General features: G+C 73.5%; 15 protein-coding genes and 1 tRNA gene. 6 read left to right on the top strand and 10 right to left on the bottom strand.

The genetic code is table 11. From position 1 onward, the window contains the following. Positions 1-96 precede the first annotated feature (96 nt). From ACIGDI_RS01575 to ACIGDI_RS01565, 3 genes are all read left to right on the top strand, one after another. On the top strand, positions 97-3,342 hold the full coding sequence (locus ACIGDI_RS01575) for an FtsX-like permease family protein (RefSeq protein ID WP_399888920.1): 3,246 nt from the start codon (positions 97-99) through the stop codon (positions 3,340-3,342). A 1-nt stretch (position 3,343) separates the two neighbouring features. Continuing rightward, positions 3,344-6,058, top strand: coding sequence for an ABC transporter permease (locus tag ACIGDI_RS01570; RefSeq protein ID WP_399890448.1), 2,715 nt, complete (start codon positions 3,344-3,346; stop codon positions 6,056-6,058). Between the two features lie 289 nt (positions 6,059-6,347). Further along, positions 6,348-7,316 (top strand): ABC transporter ATP-binding protein, encoded by a 969-nt coding sequence (locus ACIGDI_RS01565; protein ID WP_399888917.1) that lies wholly within the window; start codon positions 6,348-6,350, stop codon positions 7,314-7,316. Here the strand turns inward: ACIGDI_RS01565 and ACIGDI_RS01560 are convergent, their stop codons facing one another. From ACIGDI_RS01560 to ACIGDI_RS01525, 8 genes are all read right to left on the bottom strand, one after another. Beyond that, complete coding sequence (locus ACIGDI_RS01560; RefSeq protein ID WP_399888914.1) at positions 7,317-7,994, bottom strand: hypothetical protein; 678 nt, start codon at positions 7,992-7,994, stop codon at positions 7,317-7,319. It abuts the gene before it with no gap. After that, entirely contained in the window at positions 7,991-8,404 is a 414-nt protein-coding gene (locus tag ACIGDI_RS01555; protein WP_200701271.1) for a thioesterase family protein, read from the bottom strand. The genes ACIGDI_RS01560 and ACIGDI_RS01555 overlap by 4 nt, the downstream gene beginning before the upstream one ends. A gap of 2 nt (positions 8,405-8,406) precedes the next feature. Further along, positions 8,407-10,071 carry an energy-dependent translational throttle protein EttA gene (ettA, locus tag ACIGDI_RS01550; RefSeq protein WP_200701270.1) on the bottom strand — a complete coding sequence of 555 codons (1,665 nt, stop codon included), beginning with the start codon at positions 10,069-10,071 and terminating at the stop codon, positions 8,407-8,409. Positions 10,072-10,257: 186 nt separating this feature from the next. Then, the gene (locus ACIGDI_RS01545) at positions 10,258-10,620 is read right to left on the bottom strand and encodes a hypothetical protein (RefSeq protein ID WP_399888910.1); all 363 of its coding nucleotides are present in this window, start codon (positions 10,618-10,620) and stop codon (positions 10,258-10,260) included. A gap of 84 nt (positions 10,621-10,704) precedes the next feature. Continuing rightward, a complete protein-coding gene (locus ACIGDI_RS01540; RefSeq protein WP_399888907.1) occupies positions 10,705-12,123 on the bottom strand; it encodes a Cys-Gln thioester bond-forming surface protein in 1,419 nt (472 codons plus the stop codon). Positions 12,124-12,390: 267 nt separating this feature from the next. Continuing rightward, positions 12,391-12,855 carry a single-stranded DNA-binding protein gene (locus tag ACIGDI_RS01535; protein WP_399888904.1) on the bottom strand — a complete coding sequence of 155 codons (465 nt, stop codon included), beginning with the start codon at positions 12,853-12,855 and terminating at the stop codon, positions 12,391-12,393. Positions 12,856-13,047: 192 nt separating this feature from the next. After that, positions 13,048-14,949, bottom strand: a complete 1,902-nt coding sequence (locus ACIGDI_RS01530) for a YfjP family GTPase (protein ID WP_399888901.1) — start codon at positions 14,947-14,949, stop codon at positions 13,048-13,050. 3 nt (positions 14,950-14,952) lie between these two features. Beyond that, on the bottom strand, positions 14,953-16,560 hold the full coding sequence (locus ACIGDI_RS01525) for a dynamin family protein (protein WP_399888898.1): 1,608 nt from the start codon (positions 16,558-16,560) through the stop codon (positions 14,953-14,955). Between the two features lie 321 nt (positions 16,561-16,881). Between ACIGDI_RS01525 and ACIGDI_RS01520 the strand changes: the two genes are divergently transcribed. From ACIGDI_RS01520 to ACIGDI_RS01510, 3 genes are all read left to right on the top strand, one after another. Next, a tRNA-Arg gene (locus ACIGDI_RS01520) sits at positions 16,882-16,954 on the top strand. A 241-nt stretch (positions 16,955-17,195) separates the two neighbouring features. Next, entirely contained in the window at positions 17,196-18,155 is a 960-nt protein-coding gene (locus tag ACIGDI_RS01515; protein ID WP_399890445.1) for a D-2-hydroxyacid dehydrogenase family protein, read from the top strand. Between the two features lie 137 nt (positions 18,156-18,292). After that, positions 18,293-18,568 (top strand): chaplin, encoded by a 276-nt coding sequence (locus ACIGDI_RS01510; RefSeq protein ID WP_399888895.1) that lies wholly within the window; start codon positions 18,293-18,295, stop codon positions 18,566-18,568. A 79-nt stretch (positions 18,569-18,647) separates the two neighbouring features. Here the strand turns inward: ACIGDI_RS01510 and ACIGDI_RS01505 are convergent, their stop codons facing one another. Together ACIGDI_RS01505 and ACIGDI_RS01500 are read right to left on the bottom strand one after the other, a co-directional pair. After that, the gene (locus ACIGDI_RS01505; protein WP_399888892.1) at positions 18,648-19,514 is read right to left on the bottom strand and encodes a tyrosinase family protein; all 867 of its coding nucleotides are present in this window, start codon (positions 19,512-19,514) and stop codon (positions 18,648-18,650) included. Further along, positions 19,498-19,983 carry a tyrosinase family oxidase copper chaperone gene (locus ACIGDI_RS01500; protein ID WP_399888889.1) on the bottom strand — a complete coding sequence of 162 codons (486 nt, stop codon included), beginning with the start codon at positions 19,981-19,983 and terminating at the stop codon, positions 19,498-19,500. Before ACIGDI_RS01500 ends, ACIGDI_RS01505 begins: the two co-directional genes overlap by 17 nt. Positions 19,984-20,038: the final 55 nt, after the last annotated feature.

Here is a 20,038-nt window from a genome sequence, read left to right as displayed (position 1 = left end):
TCAAGTTCGATCTACAAGCGCTTACCCCTGACCCCGCGCCTCTGACAGCATCGCCGGGAGGTCCGGACGACTTCCGGACGGCCACGGGGGGTCGGGGTGACGGGGTTCGGTGCGGTCGCACGGTTCGTTCTGCTGCGTGCCCGCGCCCACCGCCTGCTCCTGGCCGCCGCCCTCCTCACCGTCCTGCTGACCACGGCGGTCCTCGCCACCCTCACCGCCTACGCGGGCGCGATCGGCGACGCGGCCCTGCGCCACTCCCTGCGGGACCCGCGCAGCGCCGCCGACAGCGCCCTGGTCGTCAGGTCCGAGGTGCCCGCGGACCGGCGGGCCGCCGCCGACACGGCCGTACGACAGGCCGCGCGCCGCACCTTCGACGGGCTGCCGGTGACCGTGCGGACGCTGGTGCGGTCGGGCCCGTACGCGCTGCCCCGCTCGCTGCAGCCGCCGGCCGCGCGGTCCGGGGAGCCCGACCTCACGTACGTCGCGGCGCTGGATCCCACGCAGGTGCGGATCGTCGAGGGCCGGATGCCCCGGGAGGCCCCCGGCGTCGAGGCGGCCCTGCCGCAGAACGCCGCCCGGCGCCTGGGCCTGAAGCCCGGTGCCCGGCTCACCCTCACCGACCGGCTCGGCGGCCCGAAGGTGAAGGTCACGCTGACCGGCCTGTACCGGCCGGTGGCGGCCGACGCGCCCTACTGGCGGCTGGACGACCTGGGCGGCCGCGGCGTCACGACCGTCGACTTCACGACCTACGGGCCGCTGCTCGCCGCCCCCGGCGTCCTGACCGGCGACAAGGTCAGCGCCGGGCAGGCCTCCTGGCTGGTGGCCGCCGACTACTCCAGGCTGACCACCGACCGGATCGGTGAACTGCGCGACGCCGCCCGCGCGGGCGGCGCGGCGCTGCGCAGGCAGCCCGCGCTCGGCGGTTCCACGGCCGTGACCACGGGACTGCCCGACGTCCTGGACCGCGTCGAACGCTCCCTGCTCGTCTCCCGCTCCACTCTGCTGATCGTGGCGCTCCAGCTGGGCCTCCTCGCCGGCTGCGCGCTGCTGCTGGTCGCCCGGCTGCTGGGCGCCGAACGCACCGGCGAGACACGGGTGCTGCGCGCCCGCGGCGCCTCCCGCGCCCGGATCGCCGCGTTCGCCGCGCTGGAGGCGCTGTTCCTCGCCGTGCCCGCCGTGGTGTGCGCGCCGCTGCTGTCGGGGCCGCTCACCCGGCTGATGGCCGGACAGGGCGCGCTGGCCCGGATCGGGCTGCATCCGGACGTGCCGGCCGCCGGCCGGCCGGGCGTGTGGCTGGTGGCGGCGGGTGTGGCGCTGGGCTGCGCGCTGGCGGTGACGCTGCCGGCGCTGACCGTCGAGGGGCTGCGACCGGGGCGGGCGCGGGCGCTGCCCGGCTCGGTACGGGCGGGCGCGGACCTGGGGCTGCTGGCGGTGGCCGGGGTGGCGTACTGGCAGCTGGGCCGCCAGACCTCCGGTGCCGTCAGCGGCGACCGGTCGGGCACGCTCGGCATCGACCCCCTGCTCGTCGCGGCGCCCGCGCTGGCCCTGCTCGCCGGCACGGTGCTGACCCTGCGCCTGCTGCCCCTGGTGGCGCGGCTCGCCGAACGCCGGGCGGCCGGCGGGCGCGGGCTGACCGCCGCCCTGGCGGGCTGGCAGCTCAGCCGGCGTCCCATGCGCGGGGCCGGACCGGTGCTGCTGCTGGTCCTCGCCGTCGCGCTCGGCATGCTGGCCATCGGGCAGGGCGCCTCCTGGAGCCGCTCGCAGGACGACCGGGCCGACTTCGCGGCGGGCGCGCCGGTGCGCGTCCTGGGCGCCGGGGACGGCGGCCCCGGGCGCACCGACACCTACGCGGCCGTCGCGCACGTACGGCGGGCCGCCCCGGCCGTCCGCACCGAACTGCCGCTGTCCGGCGACCGTACGGCGACCCTGCTGGCGCTGGACACCGCGCACGCGGCGGACACGATGCTGCTGCGCCGGGACCTGGCCTCCGAACCGGTGGGGCCGCTGCTCGCGTCGCTGGGCACGAAGGCGCCGTCGGCCGGCGCGAAGGTGCCCGCGCACACCGCCCGGCTGCGGCTGACGGCGACCCTGCGCAGCACGCCGAGCACGGGGACGACGGCCGACGTGACGGTGACCCTGGAGGACGCCTACGGCACCCCGTACCAGATCCCGGCCGGTGAACTGCCCTCCGACGGCCGCCCGCACTCCCTCGACATCCCGGTGTCCGACGGGCCGTTGAAGCTCACCGGGGTGCAGCTGGTGCTGCCGGTGCCGGTCGGCAAGGCGGAGCGGCAGCGGCTGACGCTGGGCGGGTTGACGGCGACCGGCACGGACGCGAGCGTGCGGAGGATCGATCTGCCCGGCACCTGGAAGGCGGCCTCGTCCAGCGACAGGAACGTGTCCTCGCCGGACGGAAGCACCGACCCGACCAAGCCGGAAGTGAGCACGTCCGGATCGCCGACGGTGGAGTACGGCACCGGGTACCTGCCGGACGCGGTGCACTGGGACGCCTCGGCGCTGACCGTGCGGATGCAGGTCGCACAGCCCCCGCTGCGCGAGGTCACCGCGGTGGCCACCGACCGCTTCCTCGCCTCCGTCGGCGCGCGTGCCGGACAGCGGGTGGACGTGACCGTCGCCGGGGAGAGCGTTCCGGTACGGATCGCGCGTGCGGTACGGGAGCTGCCGACGGCGGGCGAGGCCGGCGGAGGAGCGCTGCTGATGGACCTGCGGTCGCTGAACCGGGTGCTGGAGACGCGGTACGGGACCGGGGTCACGCCGACGGAGTGGTGGCTCGCGACCGGCCCCGGCGACTCGGCCCGGGTCGCCGCGGCGCTGCGCGCGCTGCCCGACCTGGACCCCGCGCAGGTCGTCGTGCGGGAAGAGACGGCGGCGCGGCTGCGGGACGATCCGTTCGGCGCGGGACCGGAGGCGGCGTTCGCGGCGGCGGCCGGGGTGGCGGCGGCGCTGGCCGCGGTCGGCTTCGCGGTGAGCGCGGCGGGTTCCCTGCGGGAGCGGGGCGCCGAACTCGCCGTCCTGCGCGCCCTGGGCGCCCCGCGCCGCCGGCTGGCCCGCATGATCGCCGTGGAGCAGGGTGTGCTGGTGACGATGGCGCTGGTGGTCGGCACGGCACTGGGGACCGTACTGACCCGGGCGGTGATCCCCCTGATCGTCCTGACCGAGAAGGCCACCCGCCCGGTGCCGGCGGTCCTCGTCGAACTGCCGCTGTCCCAGGTGGCGTTGCTGCTGGCGGCGGTGGCGGCGGCCCCGCTGGCGGTGACGGCGGCGCTGGCGGTGCGGCGGGGTGATCCGGTGGTGTCGTTGCGGGAGCAGGGGGGTGAGTGAGATGCGTCCGGTCCAGGCCCCCTGGGTCCGTACCCGGCTGCGTGCCGCGCCCGGCACCGCCCTGGCGCTGGCGCTGCTCGTCGTGCTGACGGCGTGTCTGGCGGCGGCGCTGCCGCGGGCGGTCGACCGGTACGAGGACGCCGGTCTGCGGCGGGCCGTCGACCGGGCGCGGCCCCAGAGCACCACGGTCGCGGTGTGGGCGCAGCCGCCCTCACCGCTGCTGTCGCAGGAGCAGCGGGAGGCGGCGCTGCGGCCCGGCCCGCTCGCCGCCCGCTACGCCAAGATCCGGGCCGCCGTCGACAGCCCGCTCGTCCCCGACCCCAACCAGTCGACGTACGGCGTACGCACCGCCACGCCCATGGAGGCCTCGGACAACTGGCTGCCGCGGCCCAGCAAGCTGCCCGCGCGGATCTCCCTCGCCGCCCAGTACGGCCTCGGCGCGCACGTCACGAAGGTCACCGGCCGACTGCCGCGCACCGACGGACCGGTGACCGCGAGGACGCCCGAGGTGGAGGCCGCCGTCACCGCCGCGACCGCGAAGAGCCTGCACATCCGGCTCGGTTCGCGCATCCACGTACCGGCCGTGGGCCGCGCCTCGCTCGCCGTGCGGGTCACCGGCATCGTCACCCCGCGCGATCCCGAGGGCGCCTACTGGAGCACCCAGCCGCTGCTGCGCACCCCGGCCCTGGCCGTGGTGCCGAGCAACGACCCCAACAAGGACTACTACTGGCTCGGCGCGCTGCTGCTCTCCCCCGACGCGGCCCCGGCGCTGCTGGGCACCGCCGCGGTCCCGTGGAGCTACTGGCAGTACGCGCCGACCGCCGGCTCCCTGCACTCGTACGACACCGACCGCCTCAGGTCCGTGATCGCGTCCCTGGAGGGCGGGCCCGGGCTGCGCCGGATCGGCGCGCTGACCGGTCCGACCACCACGGTGAGCACCGACCTCGACCAGGTGCTCGGCACGTACACGGCACTGCGCGGCGGCGTCCGCCCGCTCGTCGCCGTCGCCGCCTTCGGCGCCGGCACGGTCGCGGCCGTCGTCCTGCTGATGGCGGGCGGCCTCGCCGCCGACCGCCGCCGCACCGAACTCGCCCTGCTGCGCGCCCGCGGCGCCTCCCTGCGCGGCCTCATGGGACGGCTCGTCGCCGAGACGGCGGTGGTGGCACTGCCCGCCGGTGCCCTGGGATGCGGCGTGGCGCTGCTCGCCCTCCCGGGCGCCCGCGTCTCGTACGCGATCGCGGCGGCGGCGACCGTCACGGCGCTCGCCTGCGCCACCCCCGCCGTGCGGGCGGCGGTCGCGCACCGGGTCGTCCGCGTGCACGGCGGCCGCGCGGACATGGCGTCGGTACGGCCGTCCCGGCGCCGTACGGTCGCGGAGCTGACGCTGGTCGCCGTGGCCCTGGGCGCGGTGGAGACGCTGCGCAGGCAAGGCGCTCAGGACAACCAACTGACGTCACTGGCACCGGTGCTGACCGGAGTGGTGGCGGCCCTGCTGCTGGTCCGTCTGCACCCGCTCCCGCTGCGTGCCCTGGCCCGCCCGGCCGCCCGGCTGCGCGGCACGGTGGCCCACCTGTCCCTGGCCCGGGCGGCCCGCACCTCCGCGTCGGCCGTGCTGCCGCTGCTCGCCCTCCTCACCGCCCTCACCACGGCGGCCTTCGGCGGCTCCGTCCTCGCGGGCGTGCACGAGACCCGCGACCGGGCGGCCCTCCTCGCGGTCGGCGCCGACGCCCGCGTGGAGACGTCGGCACCGCTGCCGACGGGGCTGCCCGAGCGGGTCCGCCGGATGCCGGGCGTGCGGGGGCTGGCCGCGGTGAGCATCGGCTACCAGGCCCAGCCGGGCAACGGCACACAGTCGGTGCCGCTGGCGGGCGTGGACCCGCGGGACTACGCCGAGTTGGCGGACCGGACGGACCTCGGGCCCTTCCCAGAGGCCGACCTGACGGCCCGTAAGACCTCAGGCGCCGTCCCCGCCCTCGCCTCCCCGGCGGTCGCCGAGCGCTACGGCTCCCGTCCCTTCCCCGTCCGCCTGGAGGACGGCAGCACGATCACCGTCCGCGTCACCGCCGTCCGCTCCCGCACCCCCGCCGTCACCGGCGACGACTTCCTGGTCGTCGACCGCGCCGCCCTGAGCCGCACGGCCGCCCGCCCCAACGCCCTGCTCCTGACCGGCGCCCACCTCGACGGCCCCGCCCTGCGGCGCGCCTCCGGCGGCACGGCGAGCGTCCGGCTCCGCGCGGCGGAGCGAGCCCGGTACGTCGACTCCCCCCTCCAGTCCGGCGCTGAGCACGTCTACACGGCCGCCGTGGCCGCGGGCGCCGGTTACGCCGTACTGGCCCTGCTCCTGTCCCTGCTCCGCGCCTCCCCCGAACGCGCGGCCCTGCTGGCGAGGCTGCGCACGATGGGCCTGACCCGCTCCCAGGGGCGCCGCCTGCTGATCCTGGAGTCCCTGCCGCAGGCGGCCCTGGCCGCGGCGGGCGGCGCCCTGACCGGCTGGGCGACCATCCGGCTCCTCTCCCCCGCCGTCGACCTGACGACCATCGCCCTGGCCGCCCACGACGACCCCGCCGGCCCGGCGGCCCTGCAAACGGACCCGACATCACTGACGCTGCCCGCGCTGGCGGTCGTAGCGGCGACGGTGGGCGCCGCGACCGCGCAGGCATGGTGGACGGGGAGACGGGGGTCGGTGGCGGAACTACGAGCGGGAGACACCCGATGACCCCCCTGACGACCGGCTCAGCCGACCTCGCCGCGGGCAGTCGTGCCGCCGAGGCAACACGGGTGGGCGCAGCGGCACCCCACCCATCCCCAGCCGCGGGCAGTCGTGCCGCCGAGGCAACACGGGTGGGCGCGGCGGCACCCCACCCATCCCCAGCCGCGGGCAGTCGTGCCGCCGAGGCAACACGGGTGGGCGCAGCGGCACCCCGCACGCGCGGGCGAGCGAGACGCCGTGACAGCCACCTCGCCCCCGGCCCCCTTGTCACCGACGCGACGCCCAGGAGCCCTCGATGACCACGACCAATCCCACGCTCGCCGACCTGACGACCCGCGCCCGATCCACCCGCACCCGCCCGGCCTACGGCCACGACGCCCTCATCACCTGCGACCGCCTGGTCCGCATCTTCACCACGGACGGCATCGAGGTCCAGGCGCTCCAGGGCCTCGACCTGCTGGTCCGCGAAGGCGAACTCATGGCGCTGGTGGGCGCGTCGGGCAGCGGCAAGTCCACCCTCATGAACATCCTCGCCGGCCTCGACACCCCCACCGCCGGCGCGGCCCGCGTCGCGGGCCAGGACCTGCTCACGATGACCGCGAAGGACCGCCTCGCCTACCGCCGCACCACCGTCGGCTTCATCTGGCAGCAGACCTCCCGCAACCTCCTGCCCTACCTCACCGCCGCCCAGAACATCGCCCTGCCGATGCAGCTGGCCGGCACCCGCTCCCGCACCTCACGCCGCGCCCACACCGAACGCGCCCTGGAGCTGCTGGAGTTGCTGGAGATCCCGGACTGCCGCGACCGCCGCCCGCACCAGATGTCCGGCGGCCAGCAGCAGCGCGTGGCCATCGCCGTCGCCCTGGCCAACGACCCCGCCGTCCTGCTCGCCGACGAACCCACCGGCGAACTCGACTCGCACACCGCGGAACACGTCTTCGCCGCCTTCCGCACCGCGAACGAACGCCTCGGCACCACCATCGTGATCGTCACCCATGACCAGGCGGTCGCCGGCGAGGTCCGCCGCACGGTCGCCATCCGCGACGGCCGCACCTCCACGGAGGTCCTGCGCCGCAGCGAGGTCGACGAGACCACCGGCCACGAGACGGTCGTCGCCCGCGAGTACGCCATGCTCGACCGCGCCGGTTGCCTGCAGCTTCCCGCCGAGTACACCGAGGCGCTGGGCATGCGCGACCGCGTCGCGCTGGAACTCGAGCCCGACCACATCGCCGTACGCCCGGACGACAGCGAGGACCGTTCGTGATCAGCGGCGGACGCTGACCCCCAGGGCCGCCGCCCCGGCTCCCGCCCGTCGTACGGCGATGGACCCGAAGGGCGTACGCAGCCGCAGCCACGCCCCGGAGGAGAACAGGTCCGCGGGCGTCCCCGGCCGCAGGAACCCCACGGACTGGGCGGCGTGCACGGCCCGTACCGGCAGGGGCGTGTCACCGACCGTGCGGGACCAGATCTCCCGCCCGATGGCGTCCAGTTCGGCCCTGGTACGCCGCTCGGGCGACAACTCCTGCGTACGGGACCGGAATTCGGTCACCGCCGTGCCCACCATCGCGCGCAGCTCGTCGGGCGCGGGCAGCCCGGACTCCGGCCGCCAGCCACCGCGCGGCGGCAGCACGCCGGCCCACGACGGCCCGGTCACGGCGCCCGGAACGGTGGCCGTGGCGCCCGACTCGTCCACCGTCTCCAGGAGTTCACCGGCGGAGACCGTCACGTCGAGCGTGACGTCGAGACCGTTCTCGTACGGCTTGGCGAGCCGCACCGCGCGGATCGCCAGCACCTCGAAGGACGCCGGTCGCCCGAAGACGGCGAGCGCGGTACCGGCGGCCTGCAACCGCACGGCCGCCGAACGGTCGTAGTGGATCAGCCGGGAGAGGAAGGCCGCGAGGTCCGCCGCCTCCCCCTCGTCGGCGAGGTGGAGGACCGTCATGCGGCGACGGCCTCCTCCTCGGAGTCGTCCCGGTACTCCTCCAGGAACTCCCGCTCCTCGGCGGTGATCCGCCGTGGCCGCTGGGCCTCGAAGTCGAACGGCACGACCACCGTCGAAGCACGCACATAGACCACGTCGTCGTCCTTCACCTCGTAGGTGATGGTGAAGGACGCCGCCCGTATCTGACTGACCCACAGCTCGATGTCCACCGGGTGGTGCCGGTGGACGAGCTGCCGCTTGTAGTCGATCTCGTGCCGGGCCACCACCGACCCCTGCTTGAAGTCCTTCTCCGGACGGAAAAGGAAGTCGATGCGGGCCTCCTCCAGGTAGCGGACGAAGACCGCGTTGTTGACATGGCCGTAGGCGTCCATGTCCGACCAGCGCAGGGGACAGCGATAGAGATGGCGCAAGATCAGCCCCGGGTCAGCTTCTTGTAGGTGGCACGGTGCGGGCGCGCGGCGTCCGCACCGAGCCGCTCGATCTTGTTCTTCTCGTACGACTCGAAGTTGCCCTCGAACCAGAACCACTTGGAGTCACCCTCGTAGGCGAGGATGTGCGTGGCGACGCGGTCGAGGAACCACCGGTCGTGGGAGACGACGACGGCGCAGCCGGGGAACTCCAGCAGCGCGTTCTCGAGGCTGCTGAGGGTCTCCACGTCCAGGTCGTTGGTCGGCTCGTCGAGGAGCAGCAGGTTGCCGCCCTGCTTGAGGGTGAGCGCGAGGTTGAGGCGGTTGCGCTCACCACCCGAGAGGACACCGGCCGGCTTCTGCTGGTCGGGACCCTTGAAGCCGAAGGCGGACACGTACGCCCGGCTGGGCATCTCGACCTGCCCGACGTTGATGTAGTCGAGCTCGTCGGAGACGACCGCCCACAGGGTCTTCTTCGGGTCGATGTTCTCGCGGCTCTGGTCGACGTACGAGATCTTGACGGTCTCGCCGACCTTGATGGAGCCGGAGTCCGGGGTCTCCAGACCCTGGATCATCTTGAACAGGGTGGTCTTGCCGGCGCCGTTCGGGCCGATGACACCCACGATGCCGTTGCGCGGCAGGGTGAAGCTGAGGTCGTCGATGAGGACCTTGTCACCGAAGGCCTTGTTGAGGTTGTTGACCTCGACGACGATGCTGCCGAGCCGCGGGCCCGGCGGGATCTGGATCTCCTCGAAGTCCAGCTTCCGCATCTTCTCCGCCTCGGCGGCCATCTCCTCGTACCGCGCGAGACGGGCCTTGGACTTGGCCTGCCGACCCTTGGCGTTGGAGCGGACCCACTCGAGCTCTTCCTTCAAGCGCTTGGCGCGCTTGGCGTCCTTCTGTCCCTCGACCTTGAGACGGGTCTGCTTGGTCTCCAGGTACGTGGAGTAGTTGCCCTCGTACGGGTAGGCGCGACCGCGGTCGAGCTCGAGGATCCACTCGGCGACGTTGTCGAGGAAGTACCGGTCGTGGGTGATGGCCACGACGGTGCCCGCGTACTTGGCGAGGTGCTGCTCCAGCCAGTTCACCGACTCGGCGTCGAGGTGGTTGGTGGGCTCGTCGAGAAGCAGCAGGTCGGGAGCCTCGAGCAGCAGCTTGCACAGCGCCACACGCCGCTTCTCACCACCGGAGAGGTTGACCACGGGCCAGTCGCCGGGCGGGCACCCGAGCGCGTCCATGGCCTGCTCCAGCTGGGCGTCGAGGTCCCAGGCGTTGGCGTGGTCGAGCTCCTCCTGCAGCTTGCCCATCTCGTCGAGCAGAGCGTCGGAGTAGTCCGTCGCCATGAGCTCGGCGATCTCGTTGAACCGGTCGAGCTTGCCCTTGATCTCGGCGACACCCTCCTGGACGTTCTCCAGGACGGTCTTCTCCTCGTTCAGCGGCGGCTCCTGCAGCAGGATGCCGACGCTGTAACCGGGCGAGATGAAGGCGTCACCGTTGGACGGCTGCTCCAGCCCCGCCATGATCTTCAGAACGGTCGACTTACCGGCACCGTTCGGGCCGACAACGCCGATCTTCGCCCCCGGCAGGAAGTTCAGGGTGACATCATCGAGGATCACCTTGTCGCCGTGCGCCTTGCGCGTCTTGCGCATGGTGTAAATGAACTCAGCCAAGAGAAACCGTCCGGCAGCTTGAAATCAGGCAGTGGGCAGATACACCCCATCTTGCCGTACGGCTACCCCTGGGCGGAAACGCGTATGACCGGGCACCCCTGACCTGCAGTCTTGTGCGGGGCAGGCGTCAGGCGTCGTCTGTCGGGCGTCCGGCGCCCGTCTTGATCCACGGCCATGCGTAGCGCCTCACCCCCGTCGCCCCGGCGACATGGCGGTCAGGGCCGCCGCGGCCACCGCCACCGCGCACACGGCTCCGGCCGCGCGGAAGGCCCGGTTGGAGCGCCAGGACAGGACCGACCAGCGGGACTGTGCGGACAGCAGCGAGCCCGTGCTCAGCCATGATCCGGCCGAGATCAGCGAGAGTGCCGACCCGATGGAGCCGACGGACAGCGTGCTGCCGACCGAGGCGACGGACAGGGCCGAGCCGACGGAGCCGATGGACAGGACCGATCCCACCGAGCCGATCGACAGGACGGAGTCCTGCGACCACAGGGACAGCAGGGAGCCCGAGGAGGTGCGCTGGTCCGATGACGCCGACGGTTTGGTCATGGGGTCATCCTGCCCGGCTGCCCGGCCGCTTCGCACGGGATTCCCGGCGCGTTCGGCGGATCGCCGAAGTCCCCGGCCGACGCCTCAGCCCCGCGTCCGCGCCTCTTCCTTCTTGCGGACCACGATCAACGCCGCCCCACCGATCACCACGAAGCCGATCGCGACGCCCGCGATCAGGGGGGTCGTGCTGGTGCCACCGGTCGCGGCGAGGTTGGTGTCGTCGGCGGTGCCGCCCACCGTCGCCGGGCTCGGCTCGCTGAGCGTCTGGACCGCGTCGCCGCTCTCACTGCCCTGCGTCTTGCAGTCGAGGATCCCGGTGAACCGCTGCTCGAGACCGCCGGTCCCCTTGATGGCGAAGTCGTAGGGCTGGTCCTCCTGCAGCGGGATCGTCATCGTGCGCGAGGCGCCCGCCGGAATGCTGTACTCGGTGCCCATCAGCGAGAACGTGAACGCCTCGTCGCCCTGGTTGGCCGCGGTGAGGTCGACGCCCCCCTTGGCGCAGTCCCGCGCCGCGGACAGTGCCGGTACGGCCCCCTGCTTCGCCCAGCTCGCGCTCGCGGTCGCCGAGACCGTGGACTCGCTGGAGCCGGCCAGGATCTGCGTCTGGCTGCGGCTGTCGGAGGTGAAGGCACGGCCGACGGGGACGGTGGTCGAGCCCTGCACGGTCAGCTCCGCCGAGCCGGCCGCCGCGTCCTCGGGCACGTCGAAGTAGATCCGGCTGCCGTCGGCCGCGGTGGTGAGCGGCTTGCCGTCCTTGTCGACGATCTGTACGCCCGAGATGGCGGCGTCGGCCGGCGGGGTCACCGTCACGCCGGCGGCGTCGGTGTGCACGGTCACCGGGCCGAGGAGCTCGCCGGGGTGCCCGGAGACCGCGGGCGGGTCGAGGGTCAGCGAGGCCTTGGGCTCAGCCACGTCGACGGCGCTCTTCTGCAGGTAGTCCGCGAGCCTCTCGGCCTGCGGGTCGACGGCGTCGACGTCGGCCCCGTCCGAGTAGCGCCAGATGGCCACCTGTGTGCCGGCCGCCGCGTCCTGCTCGCTCAGGCCGCCCCGGACACCCGCCTTGGCGGCGAGCGCCGCGAGGTCGTTGACCTGCGGGTAGGAGTTCTCCAGGATCCACCGGATCCTGCCCGCGTCCCGGTTGGCGCCGAGCGAGGTCCCGCTCCAGGAGGTCTCGTGGTACCGGGCGTCGCGCTGGGTGGGGTTGTGCAGGTCGACGCAGTACGTCTGCAGGGTGCCGCCGCCGTCGACGGACATCTCGAACAGGCCCGCCGAGACCTGCTGGTCGCCGGCGACCTTGTCGTGGATCACCGCGGAGCCGTACGTCTTGAGCCCGCCTATGGTGGCGGTCGCCCCGCCCTGGGCCTGTGGGGTCTCCGCGGCCGCGGCCGCGCCCGCACCGGTCAGCGCGCCGGCCGCCACGAGTCCGGACACCACCAACGCGGAGGCGAGCCGGGCCCTGGCCCCTCGCCTTCGCGCGCACAGCGCAGAGAACGAAGCAAACACGAATTCCCCTTCGAGCAGGACCCGTCAGTGTGGGGGGACGGTCCCACCAGCAGAATCAGCGGCCCCGAGCGCCCCGGGAGCCATGCCCGGCATCCTAGGGATCCCACGCACCGCCCTTGACAAGTCCGATGATCGGACGGCCGATCCGACTCGGAATCGTTATCGCCGGGACGGTTCACGGGCGGGGCTTATCGACAAATCCACCGGGTTGTTCGGGCGCATTCGCCGATAAGCCGCAGTCCGGTCAGCTCGGTACGGCCTCTGACATCACGTCACGGCGGCAGGTTCCGGCTCCTGTTGGGGACAATCGCCGGAATCACCGGGCGGGGTCTCCCAGTTGGGCTCCGGCTGCGATGCCGCGGCCGCCGGGTCCGTCCTGACGGCCCGTCGGAAGGCGGAGGTACCGCGGGCGAGATCGTGGCCGATCGCGATCGCGTCGAGGTCCGCCGAGGTCCAGTTCTGACCCTCGCGCACGTCGGTGCGCACCTTCAGCCTGCCCTGTACGACGACGGGGTCGCCCACGTTGAGGGAGGCCGCCGCGTTCGTGGCGAGCTGCCGGTTGGCCCACACCGTGAAGAAGTTGGTGTGGCCGTCGGTCCAGGTGTTGTTCTCACGGTCCAGGTACCGCGCGGTCACCGCGAGCCGGAACCGGGCCGACGGTCCCGAGGCCAGTTCCCGGTACACCGGCCGGGTCGCCACGTTGCCCACGGCGCAGATGATCGTCTCGTTCATCGCGTATCCCTCCCTGACATGCGTACGGGCCCGTCCCGTACGGCTGCGTCTGCCGCCGCGACCACGCCTTCCGCGATCGCCGCACCGCCAGACTGCCTCCGTCGGGCCGGACCCGCCGAGCCCTGTGGACCGCCACCCGCCTGTGGAAAACTCCGCCACCCGGACGAGTGAAACCCCGTCAGCGCACGAACCTCACCTGGCCGTAGCACCCACCCCCGCGACCTTCCCGTACTGCTCCCGCACCTCCCGGTAGCGCAGCAGTTCGGCCGCCACCGGGTCCAGGACGCGGGCCCGTCCGCACCCGGCGGCCGCTTCCCTGAGCCGCCGTTCCGCCTCCGTGCCGTACCGCCGCGCGGGCCCTCTGGCCGCCATCCGGCAGCTCCACTCGATCAGCGGGCCGCCGACGATGCCGGTCACCATCAGCAGGACCGGCACTCCGAGGTTGGGCGCCATGAACCCGATGATCTGCCCCAACAGCCACAGTCCGCCGACCACTTGGAGGAGGGTCATGGCGGCCTGGGCGAGCACGGCGGCCGGCCACCAGCCCGGCCGGGGCGGCCGCCCCGGTGGCAGCCCCGCGCGCGCCGCCAGTTCGTCGAGCGCCTCGGGCAGCCCCTGCGATCCTCGTACGGCCGCCTCGCGCACCGCCTGTGCCCACGGCGCGGGCAGTCCGGCCGAGGCCCGGTCGGCCAGCGTCCGCACCGCCTGCTCCACGCGCTGGCGGGCCGTGGCCTCCTCGTCGGCCTGGGCGCGCAACGGCAGCCGCCCGGTGACCGGTTCGGTCCTGTCCTGGTACCACCGCCACAGCCGCAGCCAGGGCGTCCCGCAGGCGCGGTTGGCGTTGCGCGCCCAGGCGCGTTCGGCGGCCTCGCCCGCCGCCGTGGCGCCCACGGCGTCCGCGAGCCGGGCGGCGAACTCGTCGCGCGCCTCCTCGCTCAGGCCGGTCCGCCGCCGGGTGGCGTACACGGGCCACAGCCCGACCGCGGCGGCGTCCACGTCGGCCGAGATGCGGCGCGCCGGGGCGCCGCGCTCCGTCACGAACTGGCCGAGCAGTTCGCGCAGTTCGCCGACGCCGTCCCCGGTGAGCGCGGACAGGGCGAGCACGGTGGCGCCCGGTTCGCCGTACTCGCCGAGCGCGATCCCGTCCTCGTCGAGCAGCCGCCGCAGGTCGTCGAGGACCAGCTCGGTCGCTTCGCCGGGCAGCCGGTCGGTCTGGTTGAGGACGATGAACATGACCTCCGCGTGTCCCGCCATGGGCCGCAGATAGCGCTCGTGCAGGACGGCGTCGGCGTACTTCTCGGGGTCGACCACCCAGATGACGGCGTCGACGAGTGCCAGGACGCGGTCCACGTGCTCGCGATGCTGTACGGCGGCGGAGTCGTGGTCGGGCAGGTCGACCAGGACGAGTCCGCGCAGCTGTGTGTCGGCGTCGCCGTTCTGCAGCGGGCGCCGCCGCAGCCGGGGCGGGATGCCGAGCCGTTCGATGAGACTGGCCGCCCCGTCGCTCCAACTGCACGCGATGGGCGCGGCGGTGGTGGGCCGTCGTACACCCGTCTCCGAGATGGGCACGCCGGCGAGGGCGTTGAACAGCTGCGACTTGCCGCTGCCGGTGGCGCCCGCGATGGCGACCACGGTGTGCTGTCCGGACAGCCTGCGCCGGGTGGACGCCTCGTCCAGGACGCGGCCCGCCTCGGCGAGGGTGCGGTTGTCGAGCCGGGCGCGCGAGAGGCCGACCAGTTCCCTGAGCGCCTCCAGCCGCGAGCGCAGCACGCCGTCGTACGCGAGCGGGGCCGCGGGCTGTGCGCTGTGCGAGCGGGTCTCCAGGGCCGCCGCCTGCTCGGCGGCCGTCCCTTCGGTGACGCGCCGCGCGATGAGCCCGTCGTCCCAGCTCTCGGCGGTCTCCGCGGAGTCGGTACGGCCGGAGGCGTCGTCGCTCCCCACGCGCGCGTGGGCGCCGCCGCCCTCCGTGTCGGTGCGCTTCTCTTCCGGGGCGCCCTCGCCGTGGCGGCCGTCGTCGTGCTGGTCGTTCTCGGTCACCGCGTCCCCCGCTCGGTCGGCGTGCTCGGTGTGGTCCTGGTCAGTGACGGCGGTCACCGGTCACCTCTCCTTCTGCAGTACGGACAGCGCGGCGATGAGCTCGGCCTGGGGCTCGGCGTGCACGTCGAGCGCGTCCAGCGGCGCGAGCCGGCGTTCGCGCTCGGTGAGCAGCACCCGGTCGAGGTGCTCGGCGAGCAGCCGTCCGCCCCGGTCGCGCAGCCGGAGCGCCCCGTGCGCGCCGATCCGCTCGGCGAGCCCCTCGCCCGCCGTGCGGGCCCGGCGTCCGCCGAGCAGCGTGGTGGCGACGAGCGCCGCGACCGTCTCGGTGTCGGGGGCGACCCCGCGGTCGAGGTCGCGCACCTCCTCCTCGGCGAACTCCTCCAGCTCCCGCCGCCACCGCCGTACGGCCATCCCGATGCGGTGCTCGGCGCTGTCCGGGGACGGGTCGCGTGTCTCGAGCTCGGGGGCGCGCGCCGCGGGTTCGCGCCGCCAGGCCTCGTCGACGCGCTCGTCGGCGGCGGTGACGGCGCACAGCAGCAGCGCGGCCAGGCTTTCCACCAGGGCGTCCAGCAGCTCACCTGCCGAACAGTCGAGCGGAAAGGCCCGCCACCGTTTCAGGGCGTCCCCGGCGAGGACGGCCCCGGCCTGCAGCCGCCCGCGCACCCGCGCCTGCTCGCTGTCGTACGCCGTCTCGACGGCCGAGGTGAGCCGGAGCGCGGCCGCGTACTGCGCGGCGGCGGCGCCGGCGAGTTCGGGCATCCGGGACTTCAGCGAGTCGAGCACTCCGCGCGCGGTACGGGCCATGACGTACTGCCGGGCGGCCGGGTCCTGCGCCACGTGGACGAGCCAGGTCCGCAGCGGCGCCACGGCGCTGGCCGGCAGCAGCCCACCGCCCCAGGCGGACTCGGGCAGTTCGGGCACGGTGAAGCGGGGTACGTCGCCGAGGCCGGCCTTGGTCAGGAGCGCCCCGTACTGCCGGGACACCTCGGCGACCACCTGGTGGGGCACCCGGTCGAGGACCGTCACCAGGGTGGCGTCGTACTCCTTGGCGGTGCGCAGCAGATGCCAGGGGACGGCGTCGGCGTACCGGGCGGCGGTGGTGACCATGACCCAGATGTCGGCCGCGCAGATGAGTTCGGCGGCGAGACGGCGGTTGTCGGCCAACAGGGAGTCGACGTCGGGGGCGTCGAGGAGGGCGAGGCCCGGCGGCACGGTCTCGGCGGTCTCCACGCGCAGCACGCGCGCGGGGTCCTCGCCGGGCAGCAACAGGTCGTCCGTGACCTCCCGGTGGGGCGCCCACACGCGCGTGAGGTCGGGCAGCACGCGCATGCCGCTGAACCAGTGATGGTCCTCCGGATGGCACACCAGGACCGGCGTGCGCGTGGTGGGACGCAGCACGCCCGCCTCGCTCACCCGCCGCCCGACAAGGGAGTTGACGAGGGTCGACTTGCCGGCGCCGGTCGATCCGCCCACCACCGCCAGCAAGGGCGCTTCGGGCTCTCTCAGGCGGGGCACCAAGTAGTCGTCGAGCTGTGCGAGGAGTTCGTCGCGGTTGGCACGCGCGCGTGGCGCCCCCGCCAGGGGCAGCGGGAAGCGTGCGGCGGCGACACGGTCGCGCAGGGCGGAGAGTGCGTCGAGCAGCTGAGGCCGTACGTCCAAGGTCACCACATGTGAAGAATGCCCAATTTCGGGGGAATTCTGAAGCATATGAGTATGTCTGCGCGCCGACAGGACACAAGGGATGGAAGGGATGACTGGGACGCGGGCACAGTCCAGGCATAACGAGTGCACAACACCCGGTGCGTGAGGGCCCAAAAGCGATGCACGATTCGTACCTGCCTGCGATTATCAGGACCGCTTCACCGAACCTCCACATCGAGCCACGGAGGCGAAGCAACAGGGACAAGGATGCGGGAGCCCTATCCTTGTCCCCGGCAACGTCACGGATCGGCCCACACCCGGGCACCCACGACAGAGGCCACACACCCGGCCCCCGTAGCTCAGTGGATAGAGCAGGCGCCTTCTAAGCGCTTGGCCGCAGGTTCGAGTCCTGCCGGGGGCGCGCACACCCTCTGACCTCCCCTTTCAGGCAGAGGGCCCTTTTCTCTCCCCTCGCCCGGCGGTATGTGGCCAAGCGCCTTTCACCGCGTTCGGCACACCCCGAGAGACCCCCGAAGCACTTGCTTCGCCTCGAAATCTTTAGAGCTAAAGATCCGCCCAGGTGACCGAGGGCGGAAACGGTGTCCGCCGGGTCGATGCGCGAGCATGGCGACCGGCACCACACACCGACGAAAGGACCCACCGTGCGGCTGCGCTGCGCTGTGCTCGACGACTTCCAGCAGGTGGCGACGGAACTCGCCGACTGGTCACCCGTGGCCGACCGCGTGGACGTCACGTCCTTCCCCGAGCACTTCGGCACCGAGGACGAACTGGCCGCCGCCCTGGCCGACTTCGACATCGTGGTCACCCTGCGCGAACGCGTGCCCTTCCCGGCCTCGCTGCTCGCCCGCCTCCCGCGGCTGAAACTGCTCGTCGCCTCCGGCATGCGCAACAGCGTCATCGACTACGACGCCGCCGAGGCGCACGGCGTCACCGTGTGCGGCACGGCCAGCTCCTCGACGCCGCCCGTCGAACTGACCTGGGCGCTGCTGCTGGGGCTCGCCCGCGGGATCGTCCAGGAGAACAACGCCGTGCGCGCTGACGGCCCCTGGCAGCAGACGGTCGGCGCCGACCTGCACGGCAGCCGGCTCGGCCTGCTGGGGCTGGGCAAGATCGGCAGTCGGGTCGCGCGGGTCGGCCTCGCCTTCGGCATGCACGTCAGCGCCTGGAGCCAGAACCTCACCAAGGAGTACACCGACGAGGTGGGTGTCGAACTGGCACCCTCCAAGGAGGAGTTGCTGTCGGGCAGCGACTTCGTCTCCGTCCACCTCGCCCTGAGCGACCGCACCCGCGGCCTGCTCGGCCCCGCCGAAATCGCTCTCCTCAAGCCCACCGCCTACCTCGTCAACACCTCGCGCGCCGCGATCGTCGACCAGGACGCCCTGCTGGCGGCGCTGCGGGAGGGCCGTATCGCCGGCGCGGGCGTCGACGTGTTCGACGTCGAGCCGCTGCCCGCCGGCCATCCCATGCGCACCGCGCCCCGGCTGCTCGCCACCCCCCACCTGGGCTATGTCTCGCGGGCGAACTACGCGACGTACTACGGACAGGCCGTGGAGGACATCCGCGCCTACCTCGACGGGGAACCGGTGCGGCGACTGGGCTGAGGCAAAAGGGTGCGAGCGGATGTTCAAAAGGGGTGACGCACCGGTGATCGCCGTGACTCCCCGTCAGCCACGGCGTTGAAGGGTAAGTGCGACGGCGAGTCCTGCCGCCGCGCTCACCGAATCAGAAGGAGTACGTGATGTCTCGCATCGCGAAGGCAGCCGGAGTCGTCCTCGGCACGGGGGCCGTGGCGCTCAGCGGCGCCGGCCTGGCCATGGCTGACGCGGGCGCCCACGGCGCGGCCGTCGGTTCGCCCGGCGTCCTGTCGGGCAACCTCGTCCAGGTCCCGGTCCACATCCCGGTCAACGTGTGCGGGAACACCGTCAACGTGATCGGCCTGCTGAACCCCGCGTTCGGCAACAGCTGCGTGAACAACAGCGACCACGACAAGGGTGGCTACGGCTACGGCGGCTGACCAGCCGGTACAGCCACACAGGAGCCCCGGCGCCCAGGCGCCGGGGCTCTCTCCCTGTCCCGGTCCCCTCCGCGGCCGCTCAGGCGTACCGGTAGATCCGGCTGACGTCCTCCAGCTCGGCCGGCGTCACGTCCCACGGCGGCATCCTCTCGTGCCGCGCGACGATCCGCCGGTACTGCTCGCTGCCCGGCGCCGGCGCGGCCGCCGGCAGGTAGCGGGCGTCGCGGTGCCGCTGCTGCCAGCGCCACCACTGCAGGTCGACGAAGGCGTGGTGCAGCCAGAACACCGGATCGTTGACGGAGGCGCCGCCGACCATCACCCCGCCGACCCACCGGTGCACCCGGTTGTGGTTGCGCCAGGCGGCGCTGCCCCGCCCGCTCCCCCAGCCCTCCAGCCGGTTGCGGAATCCCTTGCGCGACCTGGAGTCCCAGGGCGCGGTGTCGTAGACGGGCTCGGCCAGGGCCGACTCCAGCTCGCTCCTCGTGGGCAGGTCGATCGGATCGCGCGCGCGGCCGAGGTCCCGGGTGAGGAACTTCTCGTCGGTGACGTTCTCCTTGATGGTCCAGTTGCCCTCGGAGTAGGCGAACGGCCCGGTGGTGACCCGCCGGTCCAGGCGCCGTCCGTTGCCGCCGAGGAGGTCCGCCGTCCAGGGCGCCGACGTCGTCCCGCGGTCCTTCGTCCAGTCCCAGTACGGCACGGTCACCGACGGGTCGACCCGGCGCAGCGCCCGCTCCAGGTCGAGCAGGAACTGCCGGTGCCAGGGCAGGAAGGACGGCGCCATGTGGGCCGTACGCAGGCCGTATTCACCGTCGGGGACGTAGTACTCGATGTGCGTCCGCACGAACTCGTCGTACACTCCGCGCCGTTTCACCTCCAGCAGCGCCCCCACGAAGCGTCGCCGTTCGGTGCGGGTGAGGGTGGTGACGTCCTTACGCGTGTACGCCATGGTGTCCCCCCGCGTGCGAACGGCCCGCCATGACGTCCGTCGCGCGCAGCCGTTCCCCCGGCCCCAGTTCGTCGACGGCCGCGCGGGCCGCCTCCAGCGGGGTCGGGTACGAGCAGTAGTGGTCGACCATGCTCAGCCAGCTGCCGTCGGCGCGGCGCATCAGGTGCAGGGGCCGGGCGTCCACGGTGACCTGCCACGCGTGGGCGTCGACGGCGTCGTGCGGGACGACGGTCCGCCGGCCGCGGATGCGCCGGCCGCGGTAGACCTCGTCGAAGTCGAAGGGGGGTTCCACCGGGCGCCCGGCCCGGTGCCCGAACCGGGAGGCGGCGACGACGGGGACCACGGTGACGGCGGCCACGGCCGTGGCGAGCAGCCCGCGCAGCGCGGCCCGCCGGGCGGGCGGCGCCGGCCGGGGTCTCGTCGCCTCCTGTTCGGCCCGCACCGCTTCCCTGCCGACACTGACGACCATCGTGTGCTCCTCGTCCGGTTGCGATGTACACACCGGTAACCGTCCGAGGGGCCGC

It is taken from the genome of Streptomyces sp. NPDC085900, assembly GCF_044540925.1.
In the GTDB taxonomy this organism is placed as follows: domain Bacteria; phylum Actinomycetota; class Actinomycetes; order Streptomycetales; family Streptomycetaceae; genus Streptomyces; species Streptomyces gilvifuscus.
This window is presented reverse-complemented; position numbering and strand designations above follow the sequence as displayed.

What these genes read in the sequence shown, in the direction of transcription:
- ACIGDI_RS01570 (WP_399890448.1), top strand. Translation starts at nt 3,344, where the DNA reads ATGCGTCCGGTCCAGGCCCCCTGGGTCCGTACCCGGCTGCGTGCCGCG.
- ACIGDI_RS01565 (WP_399888917.1), top strand. Translation starts at nt 6,348, where the DNA reads ATGACCACGACCAATCCCACGCTCGCCGACCTGACGACCCGCGCCCGA.
- ACIGDI_RS01560 (WP_399888914.1), bottom strand. Translation starts at nt 7,994, where the DNA reads ATGACGGTCCTCCACCTCGCCGACGAGGGGGAGGCGGCGGACCTCGCG.
- ACIGDI_RS01545 (WP_399888910.1), bottom strand. Translation starts at nt 10,620, where the DNA reads ATGACCAAACCGTCGGCGTCATCGGACCAGCGCACCTCCTCGGGCTCC.
- ACIGDI_RS01535 (WP_399888904.1), bottom strand. Translation starts at nt 12,855, where the DNA reads ATGAACGAGACGATCATCTGCGCCGTGGGCAACGTGGCGACCCGGCCG.
- ACIGDI_RS01510 (WP_399888895.1), top strand. Translation starts at nt 18,293, where the DNA reads ATGTCTCGCATCGCGAAGGCAGCCGGAGTCGTCCTCGGCACGGGGGCC.
- ACIGDI_RS01505 (WP_399888892.1), bottom strand. Translation starts at nt 19,514, where the DNA reads ATGGCGTACACGCGTAAGGACGTCACCACCCTCACCCGCACCGAACGG.
- ACIGDI_RS01500 (WP_399888889.1), bottom strand. Translation starts at nt 19,983, where the DNA reads ATGGTCGTCAGTGTCGGCAGGGAAGCGGTGCGGGCCGAACAGGAGGCG.